The organism is Paraglaciecola sp. T6c (genome assembly GCF_000014225.1).
Classification (GTDB): Bacteria; Pseudomonadota; Gammaproteobacteria; order Enterobacterales; family Alteromonadaceae; genus Paraglaciecola; species Paraglaciecola atlantica_A.
The window spans coordinates 148069-171913 of sequence record NC_008228.1 but is presented as its reverse complement, the minus strand read 5'-3'; the positions used below and the strand labels follow the sequence as shown (position 1 = coordinate 171913).

Here is a 23845-nt window from a genome sequence, read left to right as displayed (position 1 = left end):
ATTTATGTTTATTGAAGATTTTAATGTGCGTTTTTGTGAAACGGATGCCCTAGCACATGTAAGTAATACTGTGTTGGTGGACTGGTTTGAAATGGCTCGTGAGCCTATTTTTAAGATATTTAGCCCTGAATTAGATTTAAAAAATTGGCCGCTTATTTTAGCCAGCTACAAAGTCGATTTTCTGGACCAAATGCACTATGGCCATCCTGTTCAAGTACGCACTTACATCAGTCGTATTGGTGGCAGCTCGTTTGACGCCTACCAAGAGCTTTGGCAAAACGGCACTAAACGCGCCACAGGCACAACCACTATGGTGCAGTACGACTACGCTGAGAAAAAATCTGTGGTTATTAATGAAGAAATCCGTGCACAGCTGACCGAGCATGCCATACCTCGGGGCGTGAATGCCTAAGTCAGAAACTTTCATTAAGGTTATTGAGCATGCAATCAGTGACGAACTGTGTGATCAGTTCGTTACTCAATTTGATTCCAGTAAAAATATCCTACCTGGGCGCACAGGTGGCGGTATAGATACAGACAAAAAACGCAGTAGTGATGTATCCATTATCACCCATCCTGAATTTAACGTCCCCTATCAAGCACTATTGCCTATTCTTGGGCAACACATTTTACGCTATTTCGAAGAGTACTTTTTCGCCTTAATTGGCCCTATCGGCCTCACGGTGAAACACCCAAAGACAGGGCAGCCCGTTAAACTAACCCATGACAATTTTGCAGAAGTAGGTTTGCCAAATTTGTCTAATTTGATGACGTACCTTTTTAGGTTAGGCAACATCAACGCGCAAAAGTACGAAAAACAACAAGGTGGCTACCCTTATTGGCATTCAGAGGTGTATCCACAGTCGAAGAGTACCGACGCGCTGCACCGGATATTGCTGTTTATGTTTTACTTAAATGATGTGGATGAAGGCGGGGAAACCGAGTTTTACTACCAAGATGTAAGTATTAAACCCCGCAAAGGCACTATGGTGATTGCACCAGCTTACTTTACCCATACCCACCGAGGTAATGTACCCATCTCAAACGACAAGTACATTCTCACCTCATGGGTGCAATTTAATCAAGGTAACGCGATTTTCGCTCAACGCTAAGCGCTCTCGCTTAGCGTCTGGGCGCTAGACCTTAAACTGCTGCGTAATTCCTTCTAAGTGCTTAGCTAACTCTGCAAGCTCGCCGCTCACTGAGGCTAAGCGACCTGAGCTATTAGCTGTTTCTTCTGTACGCTGGTGTATCTCATCTACGTTGTGGCTTATTACACCTGCCACACTTTGCTGCTCGCCTGTCGCGTGAGCAATTTGGTCGTTCATCTGGGTTATCCGGCTGATGGTTTGGGTAATAACGGTCAAACTGGCGCCGGCTTTATTTGCTGTATCTACACTGCTCGTTGCTTGCTCTGTCCCTTTTGCCATAACACTCACCGCTGAGCGCGATGCATTTTGCAGTTGTTCAATCGTTTGTTGAATTTGCTCGGTAGATTGTTGAGTACGCGACGCTAGCGTGCGAACTTCATCCGCCACGACCGCAAACCCTCTACCATGCTCACCCGCTCGTGCGGCTTCAATAGCGGCGTTTAGCGCTAACAAGTTGGTTTGCTCAGCAATACCTTTAATCACGTCCAGCACTACGCCGACTTGTTTTGAATCTGCTTCAAGTTGCTTGATAACCTCAGCAGAACTATCCACGTTGGCTGCCAGCTCACGAATACTTTGTACCGTATGATTAACCACTGCTTGGCCATCATCTGCTGCAGCGGATGCATCACCTGCTGCATTAGCCGCTTCAGCGGCACTTTCAGCAACCGCGTTTACACTGCGCGTCATATCATCAACCGCTGACTTAGCTTGACTAGCGGCACTTTGCTGAACATCGATTGTGCGGTTAGTATCATCGGTAAGTTGATTTAAGTTTTGGGCCAACTGAGATAAAGGCATGGATGCATTCACTATGTCTTTGACCACACCTTGTAGCTTTTCCATAAACTGGTTAAACCAATGCACCAAATCACCAATTTCGTCTTGATTCCGGCTTTGGATACGCACCGTAAGATCCCCATCTTCCTGGGCTATGTCTTTTAATGAGTTAACAACTTGGTCAATACTGCCGCGGATCCCCATGACGATAGGAATGGCTGTGGCAAACAACAACACAATCGTCACCCCAGCCATAATGGCACCAAATGACAGCATATTTTTTAACGCGTCGTTAGATTCCGTTATCGCTTGCTTGAAGCCATTTACGCGTGCATCACGAAAAGCACCTAATGCTGTAGTGGCATCATCATAGCTTTTGTTCATTCTGGTGGATAACTCGCCGATCTTTGAGAAATCAGCCGTATTGTTCACCATTGACTCAGACACTTTGTAAGCAAGATTAAAATAGTTATTAAAAGACTGCTTAATACGATTCGCCTCCACGCTCAAGCTAGGCTCGATAGAAATAATCTTATCTAACAAAACCTTAGTATCCGCCGCCTGCACTTTAGCAACAGCCAGCGTCTCTTCATCGCCAGTGGTAACAGCGCTACTAAGGGTTTCTTTGACCTTTTCCATTTTGACCAAGGCACTACTGGTCGCTTCTAATGCAGGATACTGCACCTTGTCTGCGTCTTCGAGCAGTTCAATGTTGTTCATTGCAGTGTGAGTTGTGACCCACAAGTAGACTAAAAAGCCAATGGAGCCAATGATCGGAATCAAGTACAACTTTTGCGCTATCGACATTTTCGTTAAGAAACTCATTAAGTTACCTTTTAATTTTTTCGAGGATCAATGCAAGTGTAGCTTATGACCGATGTGATTAGCCGACATCAGGAAAATCTTTGACTATCCGTCGTATGGAGTCACTTCAATCCCTTGCAATGTGTAACCAACAGTCGCGATATCGCCTTCCCATACTTGGGTGGCTAATTTACCGGTAACCCAAACTGCATCGTATATGTTGTCTATCGGCACGCCACTTGAAAACTTCACATAAACTATTTGATTCGGCGGCGGGGGCGGAACATGTATACACGCCCCAAAATACGGGACTAATAGGAATTCAGTGGTGGTATCACTACTGCCTTCAAGTGGCACCACAAAGCCGGGGATTTTCACCACTTTGCCGTCTAATTCTTTGACCACAGGCGCATTCAAACTCTGTTGCACCATTGAACCGTTATGATTAACGTCTTCTTGAGGTGCAATATAGTTTTTCGGGATCATATCTTCCCAATATAACTCTTCAGGTTCTTGGCTAAAAGCTGCAAACGAACTCAACGTCAGCAATAACACTAGATACTTCATGAACGCTCCTTAGGCGAAATTCCAACGGGCATGTTAGCCCAACGTAATAAATTAACTCTGACTTCTTTACCACTGGTAGGCTGCAAAGGAATGTTTAACGCCAAAATTAAAGAACAAATCGCAAACCCTGCGCCAATATAAAATACCAAGGAAGGAGAGGTTAACCATACAATACCCAACAATGCCGGGATCACAACAGCCGCGATATGATTGATAGTAAAACTGACACCCGCGGTTGAAGCAATATCCCTGTGGTCGGCAATTTTCTGGAAGTAGGTTTTGACAGCAATTGCCATGGCAAAAAATAAGTGGTCGATGACATATAACCCTGCAGCTAATTGGCTGTTTTCTACCAAGGCATAACCAACAAACACACACAGCAGGCCTAGATATTCAATGCACAGCGCGCGCTGCTCGCCGATTTTGTGGATCCAGCGTCCAATTTTAGGGGCAAAAAATAAGTTAAATACATAGTTGAGCATATACAGTATGCTGATATCCCCTACCGAATAACCAAATTTTTCTACCATCATAAAGGAGGCAAACACCATGAAAATTTGCCGCCGAGCACCACTGAAAAACACTAAACCATAATACAACCAATAACGTTTGCGTAAAAACATATGCTTGTGTTGGACAGACGTTTGATTGAATTTATCAAACGCGAACCATAACCAAATCACGATCAGTAACCCTACGCCACCAGCAAGCATGTACATTGCCATATAGGAAATACCAACCCACTCCATCAGTAACCAAATAGCACCGTAGGCCAGCAACGAGGCAAAACTCTTTACCGCAAGCTGTTGCCCCATAAAATGCGCACTTTTGTCTTTATCAAGCCATTGTAATGTTAACGACTGATTGATGGTTTCAAAATAATGAAAACCGATAGACATCAACACCGTGGTGCAATACAAGCCAAGTTCAAACGGCAACCAACCGGTTAATGCCACACCGACACACATCACCGCTAATGAGACTAACGCAAAGGTTTGCTCTTTGAGCACTAACAGCACGAATACAGCGGTGAAAGCTAAGAAGCCCGGCACTTCACGCAAGCTTTGCAGCATACCAATTTGTGCCCCGTCAAAACTGGCTTTTTCTACCACAAAGTTGTTTAACAGGGCATTCCAAACGGAAAAAACCAGTGGCATAACAAATGCCATGGCCAATAGAAAGAATTGCGGGTTTGCTGTTAGGGCGCGTAACGATTTCATGGCTTTCAACTAGAAAAAGGAGATGGGAAGTATCTCACAGGGACCAAAGAGTGAATATTAGAAAAGCCGACATAAAGTCGGCTTTTTTTTGGTGCAGAGTCATATTCTGAGAATATGAAAATTAACCTTCTGTTTTATAGCGCTCAACGCTGCTGACGATTTCAGCTTTAGCGGATTCAGCATTTTCCCAACCGTCGATTTTCACCCACTTACCAGGCTCTAAATCTTTGTAATGTGAGAAGAAATGCTCAATTTGATTTAGCGTCAACTCATCAACGTCGCCAATGTCTTTGATGCCACGATAAATCGTAGATAATTTATCAACCGGCACCGCCAAAATTTTAGCATCGGTACCTGATTCATCAGTCATTTTTAGTACGCCAACAGGGCGACATTTGATAACACAACCCGCTAGAAGTGGGAACGGTGTCATCACTAGTACGTCAGCTGGATCTCCATCTTCTGACAATGTTTGATTAATATAGCCGTAGTTAGTGGGGTAATGCATGCAGGTCGCCATGAAGCGGTCCACAAAAATAGCACCTGTGTCTTTATCCACTTCATATTTAATTGGATCTGAATGCGCAGGGATTTCAATCACTACATTAATTTCTTCTGGTAAGTTTTTACCAGCTGGAACATCGTTAAGACTCATAGACTTGACCTATAGATTGATGAAAATTGGCTCGAATTATAGGGTGATCAACAACAATATGAAACGCCACAGGAGCAATTAAGCCTGGCTTTTAGCTGTTATTCACAAAAAAACTGCCAAAATTACGGTTAATTGCCGTTAATCGTTACTGTCTGCACCATTTCATTCAACCCGTAAAAGGAGCGTTGCGTATATCGTCAAGCAGGGTTCTGTAGTCACTCGTGGCCAAAAATTGTGTAACATCTTTTATCGGTAGTTGGCTGTCTGGATTACTTACCGCTAGCAAGTGGGCAATACCAAAATCTTTGGCTGATTGCAAAATTGGCAAACTGTCATCGACAAATAACGTGTGTTTGCTATCAAAACCGACCCGCTGTTGTAGTTTCTGCCAAAGCAATTGAGATTCTTTAGTCACCCCAAATTCGTGAGTCGAGATAAGCGTGTCGATATGGCTATCAAGGGCGGTATGTTCGATTTTCAGGGATAAACTTCCTGGGTGTGCATTGGTCACCAAAATAACCTCACGACCCGATTCTCTGAGGGCGTCCAGCAATGGAATGGTATCATCACGCATGCTGATTAAATGCTCAACTTCGCGTTTAGCTTGCATAATATCCAGCTGTAATTTATCCGCCCAGTAATCTAAACAGTACCAATCAATGGTGCCAAACACCTGGCGATATTCCGCCATCATGTACTCTTTCCCTTGCTCCTCGCTAATCCCTTTTATGCCAGCGTATTTCTTTGGCAAATGCTCTAACCAGAAGTGGCTGTCGTAGTGTAAATCGAGCAAGGTACCGTCCATATCCAGCAAAACGGTTTTAATTTTGTTCCAAGGTAAGTCAGGCAAGTGGCAAGTCCTTAAGTTAAACGTTATATTCGTAGTTACAGTAGTTTACGCGTCATTGATGGAATTAGTGAGGCTATGATAACGTGATAGGTAGATGAGCAAAATAGACCCCAACAAAACACTTCCACAAATTCACCAGCGACGCACCGTAGCCAAAAGTGGTTTATTCACCGTTGAGCAAATTGATCTAGAATTTTCTAATGGCGAATTACGCACATTCGAACGCATGGCGGGCGGTGGACGCGGTGCCGTAATGATAGTGCCTTTTATTAATGAGCATGAGTTTCTATTGGTTCGCGAATATGCTGCGGGTACGCACTCTTATCAGTTGGGTTTCCCCAAAGGTTTAATTGACCCTGGTGAAGAATCCCACGAAGCAGCCAATCGCGAATTAAAAGAGGAAGTCGGTTTCGGCGCACATACGCTACATTACTTACAAAACGTTAGCATGGCCCCCGCATTTTTTAACGCACGCATGGATATTTTCGTTGCCCAAGATTTGTATGAAAAGACGTTACCCGGCGATGAACCAGAGCCTTTAGACGTCATTACGTGGTCTATTAACGACCTCGATGGCCTATTAGCCCGTGAAGATTTCGTTGAAGCCCGCTGTATTACAGCTCTTTTTCTGGCCCAAAAGTGGTTAAAGGAACAATAATGCCTACCGACCAAATATCTGCATTACTCGACATCGCTAAAACCGCAGCCAAAGAAGCTGGCAAAGTGGTAATGGAAATCTATGACAGTGGTGACTTTAAAAGCTATCAGAAAGACGATGACTCACCCGTTACCTCCGCTGACTACAAGGCCAATGAAGTTATTTTGGCCATCTTGCAGCGCGAGACTCCGCATATCCCTATCATGTCAGAAGAATCAGAGAACGGTACACTAGCCGAGCGCAAAGATTGGCAACGTTATTGGTTAATTGATCCTATCGACGGTACCCAAGAGTTTATTGCCAGAAGCGGTGATTTTGCCGTGAATATCGCGCTAGTTGAAAACAACCAACCTATTATTGGCGTGATTTACTGGCCTCCAGGGGAGACGCTTTACTTTGCGTCAAAAGATAATGGGGCATTTAAAGAGAGCGAGTCAGAGAACAAACAGATATTTGTGCGCAAGTTTGACGACCCAGAAACCGATGCAGTGATGATTGCCATAAGCCGCCGCCAAGCGCGAGAAAATGTTATGCGCAGTATGAGCGACCACCGCACTTATCAAACCTATCCAACAGGCAGTTGTTCGCTAAAATCGTGCTTTATCGCAGAAGGTAAAGCAGATGTGTTCTTGCGCTTAGGCATTACTGGCGAGTGGGATACTGGCGCTTCTCAGTGTATCGTCAGTGAAGCAGGCGGCAGTATACTCGCTCACGACTTTTCTTCCTTGAGTTACAACGAACGTGATTCAGTTACCAACCCAGATTTTATCGTCATGGGTGACCAACGAGTAAATTGGCAAACCATAGTGAAATACACCACAGGAGATACCGAATGACCCTCACCAAAAATACCACGTTTGTGAAACTGGTCGCTTTTTCCAGCCTACTCGTATGTGCTAGCGCGTCTGCCGATTGGCAGCTTCTTAACAAAGATTCTCAGTTAAATTTCATTTCTACCAAGAATATCAAAGTCAGTGAAATTCATCATTTTTCCAATCTAAGCGGCTCACTGACCAGCGCAGGTGAACTAACGGTTGATATCGATTTATCATCAGTAGAAACCGGCATTGATATTCGTAACGCTCGTATGCGCGAAAAGCTGTTTATGGTCGAAAACTTTCCTAAAGCAACGTTAACCGCTAGCCTGCCAAAAGAAATCGTCGCGTTTACTAAAGGCCAAGCCGGCACCTTCACTATCCCCGCTAAGTTGAGTGTACTAGGGCAACAGAGGGACGTTGAAGTGAACGTGCAAGTGACGAAAACCGATCACAATCGCTTTGTTGCGACCAGCGTGCAACCTGTCATGATTAGCGCAGGGGATTATGGCTTACAAGACGGGATCGACTGGCTACAAAATGTTGCGGGCCTGTCTAGCATCAGCCCTAATGTACCGGTAACGTTCAACTTAACCTTCATCGAATTGATGTAATTAATCGCTGCCGTTAATTGAGCCAATAAAAAACGCTTATTCTGTTTCCTCATCGATCAGCCCCAGTTGATCTTTGGGGATAATATTCACTGTTTCATGCAACTCTGAATACACCAGCAACGCCTCTCCCGATGCTAGCTGAGCCCGCACCTGTTCAACTTTATCCGTTAAGCTACAATCGGCTTCACCGTACTCAGTGCCTTCACGCAGCACAAAGCCCTCAATCAGATTGCTTAACGCGTCTGGGCTGACTTCATTAATGGGTATAATCATAAAACTATTTCGCTTTGCACTTAATCGCGCAAAATCTCCTGAAAGTATTGGTTTACACGCTTTTGCATCCAAATAACCGGGCGCCACGGCGTACCTTGCATGAACCCTACATGGCCCCCTTTAGCACTTAATTCAAGGCGCACCGAAGATGAAAGATCTTGTGCATTAGGCAACACGGTTTCGCTCATAAAAGGATCATCTTTGGCGTGTATGATCAGCGTTGGTGTCGCGATGGTTTGCATAAAACTGATCGCGCTACATTTTCCGTAGTAATCGTCAGCACTATCGAAACCATGTAGCGGCGCAGTCACATGCTGGTCAAACTCTTTAAAGCTCTTGATGGTACGTGCCTTTACATCATCTATTTCAAGGTGGTCCGAGTAATCTATTGTGCGCATCTTATCGACAAGGTTATTGACCATACTTTTCAGTAAATACGACTGATACATGCGGGACATCCCCTGATTAATACTGAGCGAACACTCCGCCAATTTAAATGGCGGCGAAATAGCGATACCAGCACGTAAAATGGTTTGCTGAGGTCGTTCACCTAACAGCTTTAATAACATGTTCGCGCCGAGGGAAAAGCCCATCGCCACTTTCGCAACGTTCGGGTAAAGCTCAGTCAGCCAGTTCAGTAAATACCATGCATCTTGTGTTTCACCAGAGTGATAGGCTCTAGGTAGCGTATTGTGCTCACCACCACAGCCACGGAAATGCATCAATACCACCACATAACCTTGCTCAACTAAGTTCGCTGTCATGTCATTCGCATAATGGGATTTATTTGAGCCTTCTAACCCATGAAAAACCACCACTAAACCATGGCTGCTATCGATGTTACCTCTATCACCTGCCCAAGCTAAATTCACGAAATCGCCATCGGGCAAAATTAATCGCTCTTTATGCCAATGAACCTTTGAACGTCGCTGAAAAAAGCGTGGCCAAATAGTTTGGATATGGCGATTTTTCGCCCACCAAGGCGCGGCGAATGCGCTTTTTGCAATTTCCCCATGAGAGGGTTTTAATTCATCCGATTCAAGGTTTACTGGTGAATATAACGAAGAGGCAGGTTGAGGCATTGAGGCTTGTATGCATTCCAGTTTGCAAGGGCTATAGCGTCGAGTATACCAACTCCCTATCCACTTGTAAGCAGCACATTAATGCCCTTTGGAGTGACGCATCTAAGGTAAAGCCTGAGAAACACAAAAGACATATTAAATTTTGACGTAAAAAAAAGCGCCTCAATTGAGACGCTTATTAGTTCTTCATTTACTAAAAAATATAGTTAACTGCGAAGCGTAACAACCCCGTGTCTAATGAGTCATCAACGTCACTTGTATAAGAGCTAATATCAGCTTTTAAGGCAATATTCGTGTCATAATCATAACGTACACCTAGGGTCACCACATCATACTCATCAGCCACGGCTTGCTGTAAACCAACCACTGCAGCGGTCGCTGCGGGTTGCGCCGCTTCAGGTAAGGCTGCTACCTGATCTAAGAAACGTAGATCACCGCGACCATCTAACTTCTCATAGGTTAGCGATGGAGTAAAAGCACCAAAACGCATACCAGCAGTCAGATAAAACGCGGTATCTTCAGGTGAAAATGAATCTTCCACATCAATAGAGGTTATTTCACCACTTATAAACCAATCGTAAAAATCGGCTTCTAAGCCAAGACCTAAGAACACGCCACTGTCATCATCTAGTGCCAACTCATTAGCAAGTACTGGAGATATTTGCGCTAAAGCATTAGTAATGTTGTCTACATTATCCGCTTCCAAGGTGACGTTACCGCGACCAGCTACCACACGGGCTTTGAACCAATCACGTTGCACTTCAGCAGTACCAACAATGACATTTTTGCCTTCAACATCACCTAAGTCGTTATCACCACTAAAGGTACCCACGGCCAGCTGCAAATTGTATTCCCAATCACCTAGGTAATTTGCGTAATCAACACGCAGACCATCTAAATTATTAAAAGGTACATCGTAAATAGAACGAGGGGTATTCACCCAATGATATGAATAACCAACATCACGAGAAGCAGAATATTTAAAAAGTGGAAGACGTAATCGACCCGCTGAAATACTCACGTGATCCGTGGCATTAAAAGTAAAGTAGGCCCACTCGAAGTCAGCGTCATAATCATCTTCGCCGCGCGCAATAATTTGGCCGGTAGCAGTCATTTTATCGTTTATGTCGCCGCTGACCTGCAAAGCGAATGAGCTTTCAGACTTAAACGAAAACGAATCATCGTAACCATACAGTGCATCATCACTACTGGTAATCCCGCCGACTAAGTTCGCGAAACCGTTAATTCTTAATTCTGCATTTGCGGCACAACCAAATCCCAAAGATGTTAGCAATACCATTGTTTTACTTAAATTTTTCATTTTATGATCCTTGACTAGTTTAATGGAATTGCTTTTACAGATGCGTCAACTGAGCCACTGTCCACGTAACCAATGGCATTTGGATTAGCAGCTACAATAGCGATGACTTCACCATCGTTGGCTACTTCTTTGGGCGGGATACCCTTTCCGGTAAAAACTAGCTTTGACCAATAAGCGGATACTTGGGCAGAATTTCGACCAAGCGTGTCGTTATCAAAACTATTACGACTTGCAGTGCCTGCAGCTTGGTTAATTGGAGTGGCTTGTTCTCCAGAGGAAAATTTCTTCTCTTTTCCTAAAAAAATTCGTTGGGTGGTTTTTGCATCAATGCTAGCGCTATTAGATGGATGCACAATAACAACAACTTCAGCAAAAACTGAAGCGCTGCCTAATAACAAGGCCGCTGTTAGAGATATTTTTTTTATCGTGTGTTTCAACATGGTGTTCCCCGTAATTGGAGTGTATCGAAGGTAAATTTTCGGAGGGCGTAATGTATAGATCTTGTAACAAATAACCACCCTAAACCGGTATAAGTACGCACACTTAGGTATAAATTTTAATCCCTTAACGATAAATCCCTATGATTAAAAACATAGCATAAAATGGTAAATAAATAACACGTGAGAATAAAAATACATATCGCAGACAATACGTTAGGAGAGAAAAGGTAGGATGAGAGCACAACAAAAAACGAGTTTTACGTCTTTAACTTCATAGAATGCTTATACCCTAAACAAGCACCAATCAATAAGAGTATTTAAAACAAAGACCGTGCTTACCGAGTTTTACCGCAGTAAGCACGATTTACTTTACACGGTTAGCGTCACTTTATTTAATCCTTGTGGCGAATCCGGATCACAACCCAATTGCAGGGATATGTCAGCAATATCAAGGTAGAAACGCTGCATGATCATTAATGCACCAAGTCTAGGATGCACATCATCGGGAAATGGCTTCATACTCAGCACACTTGCCCCGCGCTGGGTTACGTCATCTATTTGTTGCTCGTGGGCGACCTGGGACTCATCGAGCAATCCTAAACTGAGCACTTTTAAAGGTTTTTGCGCCAGTGCCACAGGGCCGTGCACAAACTCCGCACTAGAAAACGCCTCTGCTTGAATAGCACAAACTTCTTTTAATTTTAACGCCACCTCTTTAGCTATGGCGTAGCCAAAGCCACGGCCAAGTACAATGCACTTATCACATCCTTTGAACATATCACTGTGCAATTGCTTCGACCCCTCTATGGCAAGACTTAAAGCCTTGGGAATTTCGCTTACTGCGGCCATCAGTTCTGGGTCTTTCTTACAATGCGCCACCAATTGTAGAAGGGCGCTTAAACACGCCAAATAGCTTTTTGTTGCCGCCACTGCCACTTCTTGCTCAACCCGTAAAGGAAGAAGCTGATCCACTAATTTAGCTAACGGAGAAGATTCATCATTCACTAGACCAATGCACAGCGCTCCAGCATCTTTCGCCATTTGCATATGCTGAAGAATATCTGGGCTGCGTCCTGATTGAGAAATACCGATAACCAACGCGTTATCAAGTTTGAGTTGTTTGTGAAACACAGTCACCACGGAAGGTGCGGCAGCCACCACGGGAATACCCAGCTCCACCTCAATCAGGTATTTAGCAAATACGCCAGCATGGTCTGACGAACCTCGCGCCACTATATACACTACGCTTGGGTTAAGGAGTTGTATTTTCTGAGCAATACGCTCACAACTTTCATGATTTAGCATAAGTTGCTTAGCTAACAGTTCAGAGGCTGATGCAGCCTCTCTTGCCATGATACTGGTCATTGGAGTCTCCGGAAAATCGTCAAAAAAAAGGTGGCGAATAGCGCCACCTTGTTAAATTACTAAATATCAAAAAGTGAAAATAAGCTCGCCGCCCTGCATCAATTCACTGTGACTAATGGTGTTCATATTGACAGGCTGACCATTAAGTGTGGCTTCTTTTACATAGCCAGCCGTATCTTCAGCGGATTGCACACGCTTAATAGTGAAAACTTTATCGTCTGGCAGTTGGATCTGCACTGAATCAAACTGCGGGGTGCCTAGTACATACTGCCCATCGGCTGGGTTTAGTGGGTAGAACCCAAGAGCACTAAAGACATACCAAGCAGACATTTGTCCCACATCGTCATTACCCGATAATCCATCTGGGTTATCGCGATACATGGTCTCGCGGATCTCTTTTATGCGCTGTTCGCCTTTCCATTTTTGCGACGTCAGGGAATACATGTAAGGCACATGATGTACAGGCTCATTACCGTGGGCATACTGCCCAATCAAGCCAGAAATATCCGGTGATACATCTCCTTCCATAAAGGAATCAGTACTAAATAAGGTATCTAATTTATTTAGAAATGGCGCTTCACCGCCGAATAATGCCATCAAGCCATCAACATCGTGGGGCACAAACCAAGTGTACTGCCACGCATTCGCCTCGGTGTAATCCGTCGTGCGGTGGTCTACATGGGTTGGGCTGAAGTTTTTCACCCATTCACCCTGTTGGGTTTTACCACGCATAAAGCCGGTTTGTTTATCGAACAAGGTTTTATAAGACTCAGCTCGTTGCGTGAAATAGGCATAGTCAGCGTTTTTATTAAGCGCTTTAGCCATGCGTGCAATTGCCCAGTCATCAAAAGCATATTCTAGGGTTTTCGATACGGCTTCTACTTCTAAGTCAGAGGGCACATAACCATACTCAGCAAACAGATCGATACCAAAACGCGTTTGCATTGCAGAGGCTTTCAACGCCTGAAATAACAATTCAGGGTCTACATCAGTCAACCCTTTAAAGTACGCATCCACTATCACTGGCACTGCGTGATACCCGATCATCACATCGGTTTCATTGGCCATTAAATCCCACGAAGGCAATAAGCCGGTTTCGTCATAAAAGGCCATCATCGAGCTGACCATGTCATTGACCCGCTCACCGTTAGAAATGGTCAATAAAGGATGTAATGCGCGAAACGTATCCCATAGCGAGAACAAGGAGTAACGCTTGAATTGCTGACTATTGTGGGCGCTGCCATCTGCACCGAAATAGCTGCCATTAACGTCATTAAATGTCTGGGGGGCTAAAAACGAATGATACAACGCGGTGTAGAACTTACGTTTCGCCTGCTCGTTATCATCAGTGACGTTAAACTTGCCTAATTGAGCTGCCCACAGTGCTTGTGCTTGCCGCTTAGTATTATCGAAATCAAAATCAGCGACTTCTGCTGCTAAGTTTTGCTTCGCTCCAGCAATACTCACGTAAGAAATACCTACTTTTGCCACCAAAGCCTTATCAGCAATGTCACCAAAGTTAAGCACCACTTCGCTTTTTTCCGCATTGATGAACGGGCCGGCTAGCGCTTCGCCTTCTTTGTAAAACTGATGTGCAAAGGGTTGGTTAAACTTGGCAACAAAATACACAGGCTGGTAGTCACTCCAGCCGGTTGAAATGCGATAGCCCACTAAGGTGCTATCGTCTATCACACGCATAAAGGTGGCCACAGATTTATCGTAGTTCTGGGCATAGCCTAAATCGATTAATACTTTAGCGTCTTCTTGGCCTGAAAAGGTATAACGATGAACACCAGTGCGCTCGGTTGCCGTTAGCTCGGCGTTAACCTGCTCTTCAGGCAACCCCACTTGGTAGTATCCGGGTGAGGCACTTTCATCAGAATGTGAATACTCACTCACTACGTGCTTTAGTTCATTATCACGTCGGGTTTTGTAATCACCACGAAACGGCATCACAAGCACATCAAGCAAGTCACCAACACCAGTGCCAGATAAATGCGTATGGCTAAAACCAAGCAACTGGTTGTCACTGTAGTTATAACCGGAAGTCCAATCCCAGCCTTTAGAAGGATTGTCAGGGCTTAATTGCACCATACCAAAAGGTACCACTGCACCGGGAAACGTGTGGCCGTGGCCGCCTGTGCCAATAAATGGGTCTGCGTATTGTAATAACTGCTCGTCAGCGACCTGGACGATTGTGGCCTGTGGCACTGAAGCTTGTTGCATGCTAGAAACTGAGCTTGTGGCACAACCAGCAAGGCTGCCCACAGCACATAGCGAGAATGCGCCCGCTAAAAATTGTTTTTTCATTATATTAATCACTCTTTTGCGTAAACTTGTACTCAGTCGGGGAGTTTGTCTAACCAGTTCTTTTTTAAGATCCAACTGGTCACAACAATGACCCCAAAGGCTGCCAACATGGACCACCACTGCTGAATCACTAAATAAATCGGCATCACCACTAAGGCTATTTGCCACACGATACCGATAGCAACATTGAACATGTCACGAGAAAATTCTTTGTTTGGGGCAAAGCCAGGATCCAAGGCTATGACTTTGTCACGAATTGGTCCCCATGCCCCCCAGGGTTTCACCGTTCGATAAAACTCACATAACACCTCGTCTGATTCAGGGGGTGTCAGTAAAGTCCCTGCAATCGAGCCAACCAATCCGAATACCAGTAGCAGCGGAAATGCCATTAAGGGTTGCACATCGGGGAGCGCAATCGGTAACACCAGCGCCCCAATCAAACCTGCTAACATGCCCCAGAAATAACCATAGGCGTTGAATCGCCACCAATGCCATTTCAATAAGTTAGCCGCTGCATACCCGCCAAATAAGGCAGCGAAGATCCACTGCATAATCGCGTTGATGCTACCTAGCATCAGGCCTAAGCCCATACCTAATACCACGAGTACAATAGACACTATGTAGCTCATACGCACATAAGTGCGACTGTCTGCATCTGGGCGTAAGTAACGACGATAGATATCATTCACAAAGTATGCGGGAGCAGCATTGACCGACGCTGCATAAGTCGACATAAAGGCTGCGAGCAAACCAGCTATAAGCAAACCGGTTAAGCCTACAGGCACAAAATTATTGATGGCAAAGGGCAAAATCTGCTCAAAATCAAATTGCTTACCTTGGGCCTGAATGTCTGGGCCCATGTACACAATCGCCAAGATAGATAACCCTGCCACCATCATGTAACGAGGGAAAAACATTACCAGAGACACCAAGCCGCTCATTTTTGCCGCGTCTTTGGGACTTTTGGTGGCTAGAATACGTTGCATGTCATAGTTCGGCACTGGGCCGGCCATGCTAGATAGCACACCTTTAAATAGCATCATCATGATCATGAGTCCGAACAACTCAAGACCGTCCTCTTCCACTTTAACATTGACGCTATCAATCAAGCCTTGCCAGTTAAGGTCTAATCGCCAATCGAAAAACAGCTGATCCCAACCGTGAGGCGTGGCAGCAGCCAGTTGCTCTGGTGACACCATATACATGGCAATGATCCCCACAGAAACAGCCGCAATCGTCATAATCACAAACTGCAAAATCTCAGTGAAGACCACGCTGTACATCCCCCCTTTGACCACGTAAATCGTGGTGATCGAGAAGATAATCAACGCATAAATGTCTGGTGATAATTCCCACGGGAAGAAGATCGCGGCAAACTTGCCTATGCCTTTAAAGGCGTACGCAATAAAGCCTATCGCACTGACCAAGGCAAATATCACTACCACCATTTGACTCATTTCTGCGCCTTTGCCAGTGCCAAAGCGCGTTTCCATCCACTGGGCCCCTGTCATCACGTTTGAACGACGTAGCCATATGGACAAATAAATCATCAAAAATATTTGGTTAAATATCGGCCATATCCAAGGCAACCACGCGCTCTTCAAACCGTAGACGAAGCACATAGACACCAACCACATGGTGCCCGCAATATCGAACATACCCGAGGCATTTGACACCCCAAGCGCCCACCAGGGAATGGTTTTGCCCCCTAAAAAGTAGGAGTCCATGTCACGGCTAGCACGCCGTGAAATGTACAAACCGATCATTAACACCAGTACTAAATAACCAATGATAACGAGTATATCTATCCAACTTAAAATCATCGCTATAACCCAGCTATATTACGTTGCTCATTGCTTAATGAAGCAAAACTATCAAGTAGCGATTGCCAGCTTACCTTAGCCCCAAGGCGCTCAATATCTTGTTGATCTAGGCCCGGCAGCGCAAGGTGAATCGAGACGTCGATTCCGGGGATCAGATCAAAAAAGTTATCACTAAAATTGCCGACTTGCTCGCCGGCACTGACATACAACTGACGAACGAAAGTGTCGCTGCTAAACGTCAGCGTTAAACACTCAGGCGTAATAACCTGTTCGCACTGTATATCAGCAGCTTGCAAGGCCAAGTCCTTGTTGGCTACAAAAAAGTGACTATTTTGGCTAAGCACTCGGCCATCTTGATGCATTAAGCGCGCAACTAACACAGAGCTACTGGGCTGAGCTTGTGAGGCAAGTTCTGACATAGCAAGCGAAGTAAGCGACAAAGACGCATTAGCCGGCACAAGCACATCTTGCTCATGGGAATACACCACCAACCCATCGAAGTCATAAACTTGAATGTGCAATTGAGCGGAAAAAGGCTGTAAATCATCAGAAATCAAGGTGACCTCAAGCTGATCATTCACTTGGTCAATCACCAATAATTGTTGGGCAAAGCTGCGTTTCGCTTGATAGTGCAGCGCCTTCCAACGACCATAATAATCGATACCAGACCATGACGCAGCCGGCCAAGTATCATTCAATTGCCAATACAGGGTTCCCATGCAAAATGGCATGGCTTTGCGATGCGCTTCAAACGCCATTTTTAATCCAAGGGCTTGTTGAACTTGGCTTAAATACAATAACTGATCGAAATCTCTCGGCGCATTGAACTCTTCATCCATATAGCTACGGATAAGCTTATTGCCACGCGGGTGCTTTTGATGCACCTGCATCACGGCTGATTCAAGTTCGCGATCTTCAGGCCGGGTAAACGTGTGGGTTGATTCAGCAATAGGAAACGACTGAAAACCGTATTCACTCATAAAGCGTGGCACACGCTTTTTATATTCACTGAACGGCTCTTCACCGTGCCATACGCCCCAGTAGTGATGATTAGCTTTGTTGTCTTCGTCGTTTTCCCAAAAACCTATGGGTGAAGAACGCAAATAAAAGCGCTGCGCATCAAGCGTGTTAATGACCTTGGGTAAGCAGTCATCGAACAAACGTATGTAATCTTGTTTAAGTCTCCCGTACAGCTCATCAGAATAGCCAAACTTTTCAGCCCACTGCCATTTTTCGATGGCCATATCGACTTCGTTGTTGCCACACCACATAGCGATACACGGGTGGTTACGCAAACGTTTAACGTTATATTCCGCTTCTTGTTTCACATTTGCCAAGAACGCGTCATCTGCTGGGTATAAAGTGCAGGCAAACATGAAGTCTTGCCAAATCAAAATGCCGTTGCGATCCGCTAGTTCGTAAAAAGCATCGTCTTGATAAATGCCGCCGCCCCACACTCGCAACATATTCATATTGCCTGCCACCACGGCATCAAACACTTGCTCATGTCGCTGGGTATTAACTCGATGAATAAAACTGTCATCCGGAATGTAGTTCGCGCCTTTCATAAAGACGGGGTGACCGTTTACTTTGAAATAGAATGACTCCCCCATTTCATCAGCTTGGTTTACCACTTCTATTTCCCGCAGCCCCACAGCTTGCTCGCGACGGGCTATAACCTGCTTATCCTTGACTAACTCAAAGCTAAAGTCATATAAAAATGCCTCCCCTAACCCATTAGGCCACCAGCGCTTAGGATCGGTAAGCGTGAAGTTAACCAGCATGCTTTGCTCGTTAGCCTGGGCCGTTAAACGCACATCTAAGGTTTGATTCAACTGCGGGGCCTGTTCGCACTTCACCACTAGTTGGGCATCAAAATCTGTCATCGCGCTGACGTCTAATGCAAAATGAAAATCAGCGCGCTGTGCTGACAACGCCTGCTGTACAAAATGTACGTCTTTGATTTCAGCACTGTCGATAAACGCTAAATAAATGTCGCGCCAAATGCCAGACGTCACGAACTTCGGCCCCCAATCCCAACCAAAATGACAAGGTGCTTTGCGACAAAAGACACTGAGCTTCTCGTCACTTTTGTCGTTTTCCGCTGGGTAGGTAAAACCGTTAGCTATAAATTGTGGATACACTTCGTTCATGGGTGAGCGAAAACGAATTTCCACGTCATTTTCACCTTCTACCAGCAAAGACTTACAAGCAAGGTGTTGACCCACAAACATATTCTGCCCGCTAGCGAGGTGCTGCCCATTGAGATAAATATCACAAAACGTATCCAGCCCTAGGGCGACTAGATTAACCTCGCTGTGGGCCAATTGCGCCGCTGATACATTAAATGAACGGCGATAATGCCAGTCCTTTTTCTCAATCCACTGCAAATGGGATTCGTTGTCTCGGTCAAACGGATCGTCTATTAAATTGTGAGCGAGCAAGTCAGTAAAATTACACCCTGGAACCTCTGCATTTCGCCAGTCTTGCTTATCGGCTTGGCAAAACTGCCATGTTCCAGTTAGGGGTAATGTCTTCATTTGTGTCATATATTCTTCGTTAATCATAAAAACCAATGTTGTAAAGTGGGCTGTCGAGTCGAGTGCGGGGCCGCCCAATGAGTCATCCCCACGATGAAATTATTGCTGTGTAAAACGCTGCTTGGTAAGAGTCGAGCTAAGTGTCATTAACGCCTTGATATAACTGTAGAACAGGGTCTTCATGTACCACCCCGTCGATAAGAGCAGACGAATAAGCGTGAAAAGAATAATGATAATGTTGCTCCATCTGCTGGCCTATAGACTGCGCTATTAATTTAGCGCTTACGGGAGCAATACCACCGCCAATCACTATCTCAATTTGTCCCTTAGCTAGGGCCAAGTAATGTGCTATTTGTGCGCTATGCTGCTGCGCAGTATCGTGACTCCCCCAGTCACAACCTGAGGTGAGAATACGTTGCACGCCTAGCTCAATAAGGGTGTCAATGGCTTGCGCTGGTTCAGCCAAGGCATCAAATGCACGATGAAATGTCACCTGCAAATTAGCGTTATTAGCCACCGCAATTAGTCGAGTTAACGCGCCCTGATCCAGCTTGTTATCTGGTGTGAGCGCGCCGAGCACCACCCCTTGCATGCCAGCTTGTGCAGCGAGAGCGATGTCATGCTGCATTTGCAGTATTTCACCCTCGTCATAGCAAAAATCACCACCACGAGGGCGGATCATTGCCAGCAAGATTAACTCCCCTTGGGCCGCTGCCCTAGCTTGCTGCATGGCATTCATACTAGGCGTGAGTCCCTGATGTTCCATATGGCTGCAAAGCTCTACCCGCGCTGCTTTCCCTCTATGTGCGGCACGAATTTGCTGGGCAACATGCGCCAGGTCATCACAAGGTAGGCAAATTTCGATATCAATCATTAACGGATCGCCAATTGCCCTAAATTCACATTCACATTTTCCTCGCTCGTACCGTCACTAAACAACATACCGAGTTGAGTAATAGACTGCTTTGCGAGCGCACTAAGTGATACTTCATAGGAGCGCCAATCTTGTTGACTGACACTTGGGGTAATCGCATCTAACGCGAACCTATGTCGCTTACCGTCAGCAGTTTCCACATACAATGACAGGGCACTGGCATCGCCTTTTAGGGTTAGCGTCGCTGTGTTGTTTTTGCCCAGTACCAAATGAGTCTGGTACAAAGGAATGCGTGTTTCTTGCGCGCTAAGCGAGCCTGTGAAAACCAAAGAGCTGCCACCAGAAAACACCTCTTCAAAGTCATACGCTACCGTCATTGACGGGTTGCCATACACGGCAAATTGCCAAGTGGGCAGCAGATCCTGCTTGCTCATATCAGTCCAGCCACTTAACACTTGCTGGCCGTTTTCGATCAGTTTTTTACCCTGGCCAGTATTAAAATACGTTTCGAACGGTAACGAATTCACAGTGGTTTTTGCCGGTACGTAGCGTCCTATGCCCGGCCAACCATTAAGATCATTATTGGCAAGGTTTAAATCATCCCCCACAAACAAGCGTTGCTCGGTTTGGTAAAACCGTAGCGAGTCTTGGGGATCGTCTTTAAATTGGCTAAAAATAGGTGTGTGAGGTTCGCCACTGAAATTAAAATTGAAGTTCGGTGCGAATAGCGCAATGGAGGTTAGCCCTTGCTCGGTATCACTATCAAATAGATCCTCTAACCACTGGGTCTTACTAAAAGCGCGCTGTGCATTGCGACTTGGCCATAAATCAGCGCCAAAATATAAGTCGTAGCCAGAACGCCCCAACGCTTGGGCAAGTGAGACAGAGCGTTCGACCATGGCTTTGTTCCACCAGTAATTCATAAACATGGCATCGGCACTGGATACACCCTGGTGTAAAAATGCTTGGTTCTTCTCATTCAACTGGTTTTGCCAGCGCACTTCACCGTTTTCCAGCATGGAGTCATACCAATGGATCTCCATTCCTTGGGGGGCAATAGCCGTTAAATACTGCATAAACGCCAACATTTTCTGGCCAAGTTCTGCACCGCGACGAATGTCTTTTTGCCCTTCGACTAATTCATTTTCTGCATCTTTAATGGCGGTCAAGTTAGTTTCTTGGTTCATTAGCCAACCGTCAAAACCATAATATTGGGCTATATCGACAAGTCTATGGGCCATAATAAATCGCCCCTGAGCATCCTGTTTGAGCAAAGATTCTGCGGTATCGGGACTGCCGCCGTATTTAGCGATGGCTAAGAAAATCGAGCCGATAACCTTGACGCCATTTCGATGCGCGGTGTCAACCCAAGGCCGAGCAGGTATTTGCACCACATGATCAGCCGTACCGGCAAACCAGTTCAGCACATCGATTTGCGACCAGTGAGTAAAGTTATACAAATTAAATGTGGCTTGTGTATCGAGGTAATTTGCAAAGTTGTTCATACCGTCAGGCGCGTAGAGCACCTTAACTTGCGTATCTAAATTTGCTCTACTGGGGTCTAACTGTGCACCAAAACGTCTAGCTAACGGCTGTTTAGAGATATTCTGTGCAGAGGTAAAATCACTTTGTGCAGTCCAGTTCATGGCTTGCTCAAGGGTTAATGCAAATGGCGCTTGATTAGCTCGAATATCAGTACTTTGTGCCTGACAAAAAAATGCGGTGCACAGCAATAGGCTACCCAGGGTTTTGAGCATCATGCGCCTTCCCCTAATAGGTTTTTGCCATCAATAAGGTGCTCACCACCGGCGTCTTTAACCGCGTAATTAAAACCCGGTTGAATGCAATAAGCACCGTACTCACCAGCCTTGTTCAGGGCCAAAAAACCCACTTGAAATTCGGCGAAGTTGTCCAAACGGGTGGCTATTCGCTCCACTGCTTTTTGACAGGCTTCTTGAGGTGAAGCGCCTTGGCGCATCAGCTCAACCACTAGATGACAGCCCACGGTTTTCATCATCAGCTCACCCATGCCCGTGGCTGTGGCAGCACCGACTTCGTTATCCACATATAAACCGGCGCCGATAATGGGTGAATCCCCCACTCGTCCTGGTAATTTGAAGGCTGCGCCACTTGTGGTACAGGCGCCGCTTAAGTTACCCGACGCATCCAGCGCTAACATGCCGATGGTGTCGTGGTTTTCAATGTTAATTTGTTTTTTCTGCTGACCCGACTGACGCCACGCCAGCCAATCTTGTTTAGACTGTTCGGTAAGTAAATTCTGCTCAGCAAAACCTTGCTCTACAGCGAATTTCTTAGCCCCTGCTCCCACTAACATTACGTGGGGCGTATTTTCCATTACTTTGCGCGCAACCGAGATAGGATGCAGGATGTCTTGCAGGTAAGCCACAGAGCCACAATTCATGTTTTCATCCATGATGCAGGCGTCAAGCGTCACATTACCTTCACTGTCAGGGTATCCCCCCAAACCAACCGTTCTAACCAAGGGGTCAGCCTCTGGCACACGCACGCCTTGCTCAACAGCATCCAATGCGCGGCCATTTTTGTTGAGAACGTCCCACGCCACTTTATTTGCCGCGATACCATGCTCCCAGGTAGATATCACTATAGGTTTACTGGCTTTTTCTGCCCTAGCGAAAGCAGTTTTGCTGCTCGCGGCGAAAGCACTCGCGATACTGCTTACTAATGATAATTTTAAGAACCTTCTGCGCGTGGCTGTCATACGCTATCCTCTTTGTTGCGCTTGCACATAAGTATGCTGTTTATTGATTTGGGTTATGTTGTTTGGCCAGTAACATGGCGCCATATTCTGCTGAGGCTTTGCCGGGCACTATGGCTTGATTCACCGTCGCCTCTAGGCGACTTTGTAAGCGCAGAGCAACACTGCCAACCAAAACGACCTCTTCGACCCCTAAATCATTGAGGCGCAAAATAACCCGCTGCAAAAATTCAGTGGCTTGCTCGATAAGGCCTTTTGCCAGTAAGTCACCTTGTTCAGCGTGTTCAAACACCAGCGGTGCGTATGCGGCAAATTCTGTGGAGGTGCCCTGATTAAGTCGTGTAGCCAAAGACATAATATCTTCGTTTTTGGTCATGCCAGCGATGAGGCTAGTGTGCGGACCAATACCGTCATGTGCGAGCAACACAGCTTCAACGGCTTGCAACCCAAGCCATGAACCGCTGCCTTGTGCATTAATAGGAAAGCCGTAACCACCGATAGAGTGCATTGCCCCATCCACCATACCTAACGCACTAAAGCCGGTGCCCAGAATAATGACTCCGCCGTTTTGCCCTTGATGCATGCCCGTTACCGCGGCATGCAAATCTGTGGTGCAATAAAATGAATGAAAAGGGTGCTGCCACTGCTCCATGGCCTCTTGAAGGCTGGGTAAATGCAAACCTGCAACTCCTGCCCCAACACACAATTGATTCAAACCAACATGAGGCAAAGACGCTGCACTCAGGGCAGATTCTGCAGCTTGAACTATGGCATTTTGGGCGATTTCCAGCCCATTTACAGGGTTGCTTGGCCCACTTATTCCTGTGGTGAGTAATTGTTGATCATGGCTGTACAGAGACGCTTTGCATTGTGTGCCACCTGCATCAATTCCAAGATAATAGTATTCAGCCATAGTGATTATTTTCTTTTAAGCGTGGTCTATGTGGAACTACAAAAGCCCACTAT

General features: G+C 45.6%; 22 protein-coding genes. 5 read left to right on the top strand and 17 right to left on the bottom strand.

Going from position 1 to position 23845, the window contains the following annotated elements:
* The first annotated feature begins 4 nt into the window (after window positions 1–4).
* Both PATL_RS00760 and PATL_RS00755 read left to right on the top strand, forming a co-directional pair.
* Complete coding sequence (locus PATL_RS00760) at window positions 5–412, top strand: acyl-CoA thioesterase (protein WP_011573083.1); 408 nt, start codon at window positions 5–7, stop codon at window positions 410–412.
* Complete coding sequence (locus PATL_RS00755) at window positions 405–1112, top strand: 2OG-Fe(II) oxygenase (RefSeq protein WP_011573082.1); 708 nt, start codon at window positions 405–407, stop codon at window positions 1110–1112. Before PATL_RS00760 ends, PATL_RS00755 begins: the two co-directional genes overlap by 8 nt.
* A 24-nt stretch (window positions 1113–1136) precedes the next feature.
* On the opposite strand, the gene PATL_RS00750 is transcribed toward PATL_RS00755, so the two are convergent.
* The 5 genes from PATL_RS00750 to yrfG form a co-directional block, all read right to left on the bottom strand.
* Complete coding sequence (locus tag PATL_RS00750; RefSeq protein ID WP_011573081.1) at window positions 1137–2756, bottom strand: methyl-accepting chemotaxis protein; 1620 nt, start codon at window positions 2754–2756, stop codon at window positions 1137–1139.
* 84 nt (window positions 2757–2840) lie between these two features.
* Window positions 2841–3302 carry a DUF3299 domain-containing protein gene (locus PATL_RS00745; RefSeq protein WP_011573080.1) on the bottom strand — a complete coding sequence of 154 codons (462 nt, stop codon included), beginning with the start codon at window positions 3300–3302 and terminating at the stop codon, window positions 2841–2843.
* A complete protein-coding gene (locus PATL_RS00740) occupies window positions 3299–4522 on the bottom strand; it encodes an MFS transporter (protein WP_041713119.1) in 1224 nt (407 codons plus the stop codon). The genes PATL_RS00745 and PATL_RS00740 overlap by 4 nt, the downstream gene beginning before the upstream one ends.
* Before the next feature lie 121 nt (window positions 4523–4643).
* Window positions 4644–5177 (bottom strand): inorganic diphosphatase, encoded by a 534-nt coding sequence (ppa, locus tag PATL_RS00735; protein ID WP_011573078.1) that lies wholly within the window; start codon window positions 5175–5177, stop codon window positions 4644–4646.
* A 166-nt stretch (window positions 5178–5343) separates the two neighbouring features.
* A complete protein-coding gene (gene yrfG, locus PATL_RS00730) occupies window positions 5344–6027 on the bottom strand; it encodes a GMP/IMP nucleotidase (RefSeq protein WP_011573077.1) in 684 nt (227 codons plus the stop codon).
* Between the two features lie 94 nt (window positions 6028–6121).
* On the opposite strand from yrfG, the gene nudE reads away from it, so the two are divergent.
* From nudE to PATL_RS00715, 3 genes are read left to right on the top strand one after another with little or no spacing between them, the layout of a single operon-like run.
* Window positions 6122–6685 carry an ADP compounds hydrolase NudE gene (gene nudE / locus PATL_RS00725; RefSeq protein WP_011573076.1) on the top strand — a complete coding sequence of 188 codons (564 nt, stop codon included), beginning with the start codon at window positions 6122–6124 and terminating at the stop codon, window positions 6683–6685.
* The gene (gene cysQ, locus PATL_RS00720; protein WP_011573075.1) at window positions 6685–7521 is read left to right on the top strand and encodes a 3'(2'),5'-bisphosphate nucleotidase CysQ; all 837 of its coding nucleotides are present in this window, start codon (window positions 6685–6687) and stop codon (window positions 7519–7521) included. The genes nudE and cysQ overlap by 1 nt, the downstream gene beginning before the upstream one ends.
* Window positions 7518–8114, top strand: coding sequence for a YceI family protein (locus PATL_RS00715; RefSeq protein ID WP_011573074.1), 597 nt, complete (start codon window positions 7518–7520; stop codon window positions 8112–8114). Before cysQ ends, PATL_RS00715 begins: the two co-directional genes overlap by 4 nt.
* Before the next feature lie 36 nt (window positions 8115–8150).
* On the opposite strand, the gene PATL_RS00710 is transcribed toward PATL_RS00715, so the two are convergent.
* From PATL_RS00710 to PATL_RS00655, 12 genes are all read right to left on the bottom strand, one after another.
* The gene (locus PATL_RS00710; protein ID WP_011573073.1) at window positions 8151–8387 is read right to left on the bottom strand and encodes a YheU family protein; all 237 of its coding nucleotides are present in this window, start codon (window positions 8385–8387) and stop codon (window positions 8151–8153) included.
* Between the two features lie 20 nt (window positions 8388–8407).
* Window positions 8408–9469 carry a hydrolase gene (locus tag PATL_RS00705; protein WP_011573072.1) on the bottom strand — a complete coding sequence of 354 codons (1062 nt, stop codon included), beginning with the start codon at window positions 9467–9469 and terminating at the stop codon, window positions 8408–8410.
* 193 nt (window positions 9470–9662) lie between these two features.
* The gene (locus PATL_RS00700; RefSeq protein WP_011573071.1) at window positions 9663–10790 is read right to left on the bottom strand and encodes a hypothetical protein; all 1128 of its coding nucleotides are present in this window, start codon (window positions 10788–10790) and stop codon (window positions 9663–9665) included.
* A 14-nt stretch (window positions 10791–10804) separates the two neighbouring features.
* Entirely contained in the window at window positions 10805–11230 is a 426-nt protein-coding gene (locus PATL_RS00695) for a phosphate ABC transporter substrate-binding protein (protein WP_011573070.1), read from the bottom strand.
* Window positions 11231–11599: 369 nt separating this feature from the next.
* Window positions 11600–12595 (bottom strand): glucosamine-6-phosphate deaminase NagB-II, encoded by a 996-nt coding sequence (nagB-II, locus tag PATL_RS00690; protein WP_011573069.1) that lies wholly within the window; start codon window positions 12593–12595, stop codon window positions 11600–11602.
* Between the two features lie 66 nt (window positions 12596–12661).
* Window positions 12662–14905 carry a GH92 family glycosyl hydrolase gene (locus PATL_RS00685; RefSeq protein ID WP_011573068.1) on the bottom strand — a complete coding sequence of 748 codons (2244 nt, stop codon included), beginning with the start codon at window positions 14903–14905 and terminating at the stop codon, window positions 12662–12664.
* Between the two features lie 32 nt (window positions 14906–14937).
* Window positions 14938–16728 carry a sodium:solute symporter family protein gene (locus PATL_RS00680; RefSeq protein WP_011573067.1) on the bottom strand — a complete coding sequence of 597 codons (1791 nt, stop codon included), beginning with the start codon at window positions 16726–16728 and terminating at the stop codon, window positions 14938–14940.
* Window positions 16729–16730: 2 nt separating this feature from the next.
* Window positions 16731–19277 (bottom strand): beta-mannosidase, encoded by a 2547-nt coding sequence (locus tag PATL_RS00675; RefSeq protein WP_232283275.1) that lies wholly within the window; start codon window positions 19275–19277, stop codon window positions 16731–16733.
* 127 nt (window positions 19278–19404) lie between these two features.
* Entirely contained in the window at window positions 19405–20142 is a 738-nt protein-coding gene (locus PATL_RS00670; RefSeq protein WP_011573065.1) for a copper homeostasis protein CutC, read from the bottom strand.
* Window positions 20142–21902, bottom strand: coding sequence for an endo-beta-N-acetylglucosaminidase (locus tag PATL_RS00665; RefSeq protein WP_011573064.1), 1761 nt, complete (start codon window positions 21900–21902; stop codon window positions 20142–20144). The genes PATL_RS00670 and PATL_RS00665 overlap by 1 nt, the downstream gene beginning before the upstream one ends.
* Window positions 21899–22882: a N(4)-(beta-N-acetylglucosaminyl)-L-asparaginase gene (locus PATL_RS00660; RefSeq protein ID WP_011573063.1), complete on the bottom strand. Its 984-nt coding sequence runs from the start codon at window positions 22880–22882 to the stop codon at window positions 21899–21901. The genes PATL_RS00665 and PATL_RS00660 overlap by 4 nt, the downstream gene beginning before the upstream one ends.
* Window positions 22883–22922: 40 nt before the next feature.
* A complete protein-coding gene (locus PATL_RS00655) occupies window positions 22923–23792 on the bottom strand; it encodes a BadF/BadG/BcrA/BcrD ATPase family protein (protein WP_011573062.1) in 870 nt (289 codons plus the stop codon).
* Between the last annotated feature and the right edge of the window lie 53 nt (window positions 23793–23845).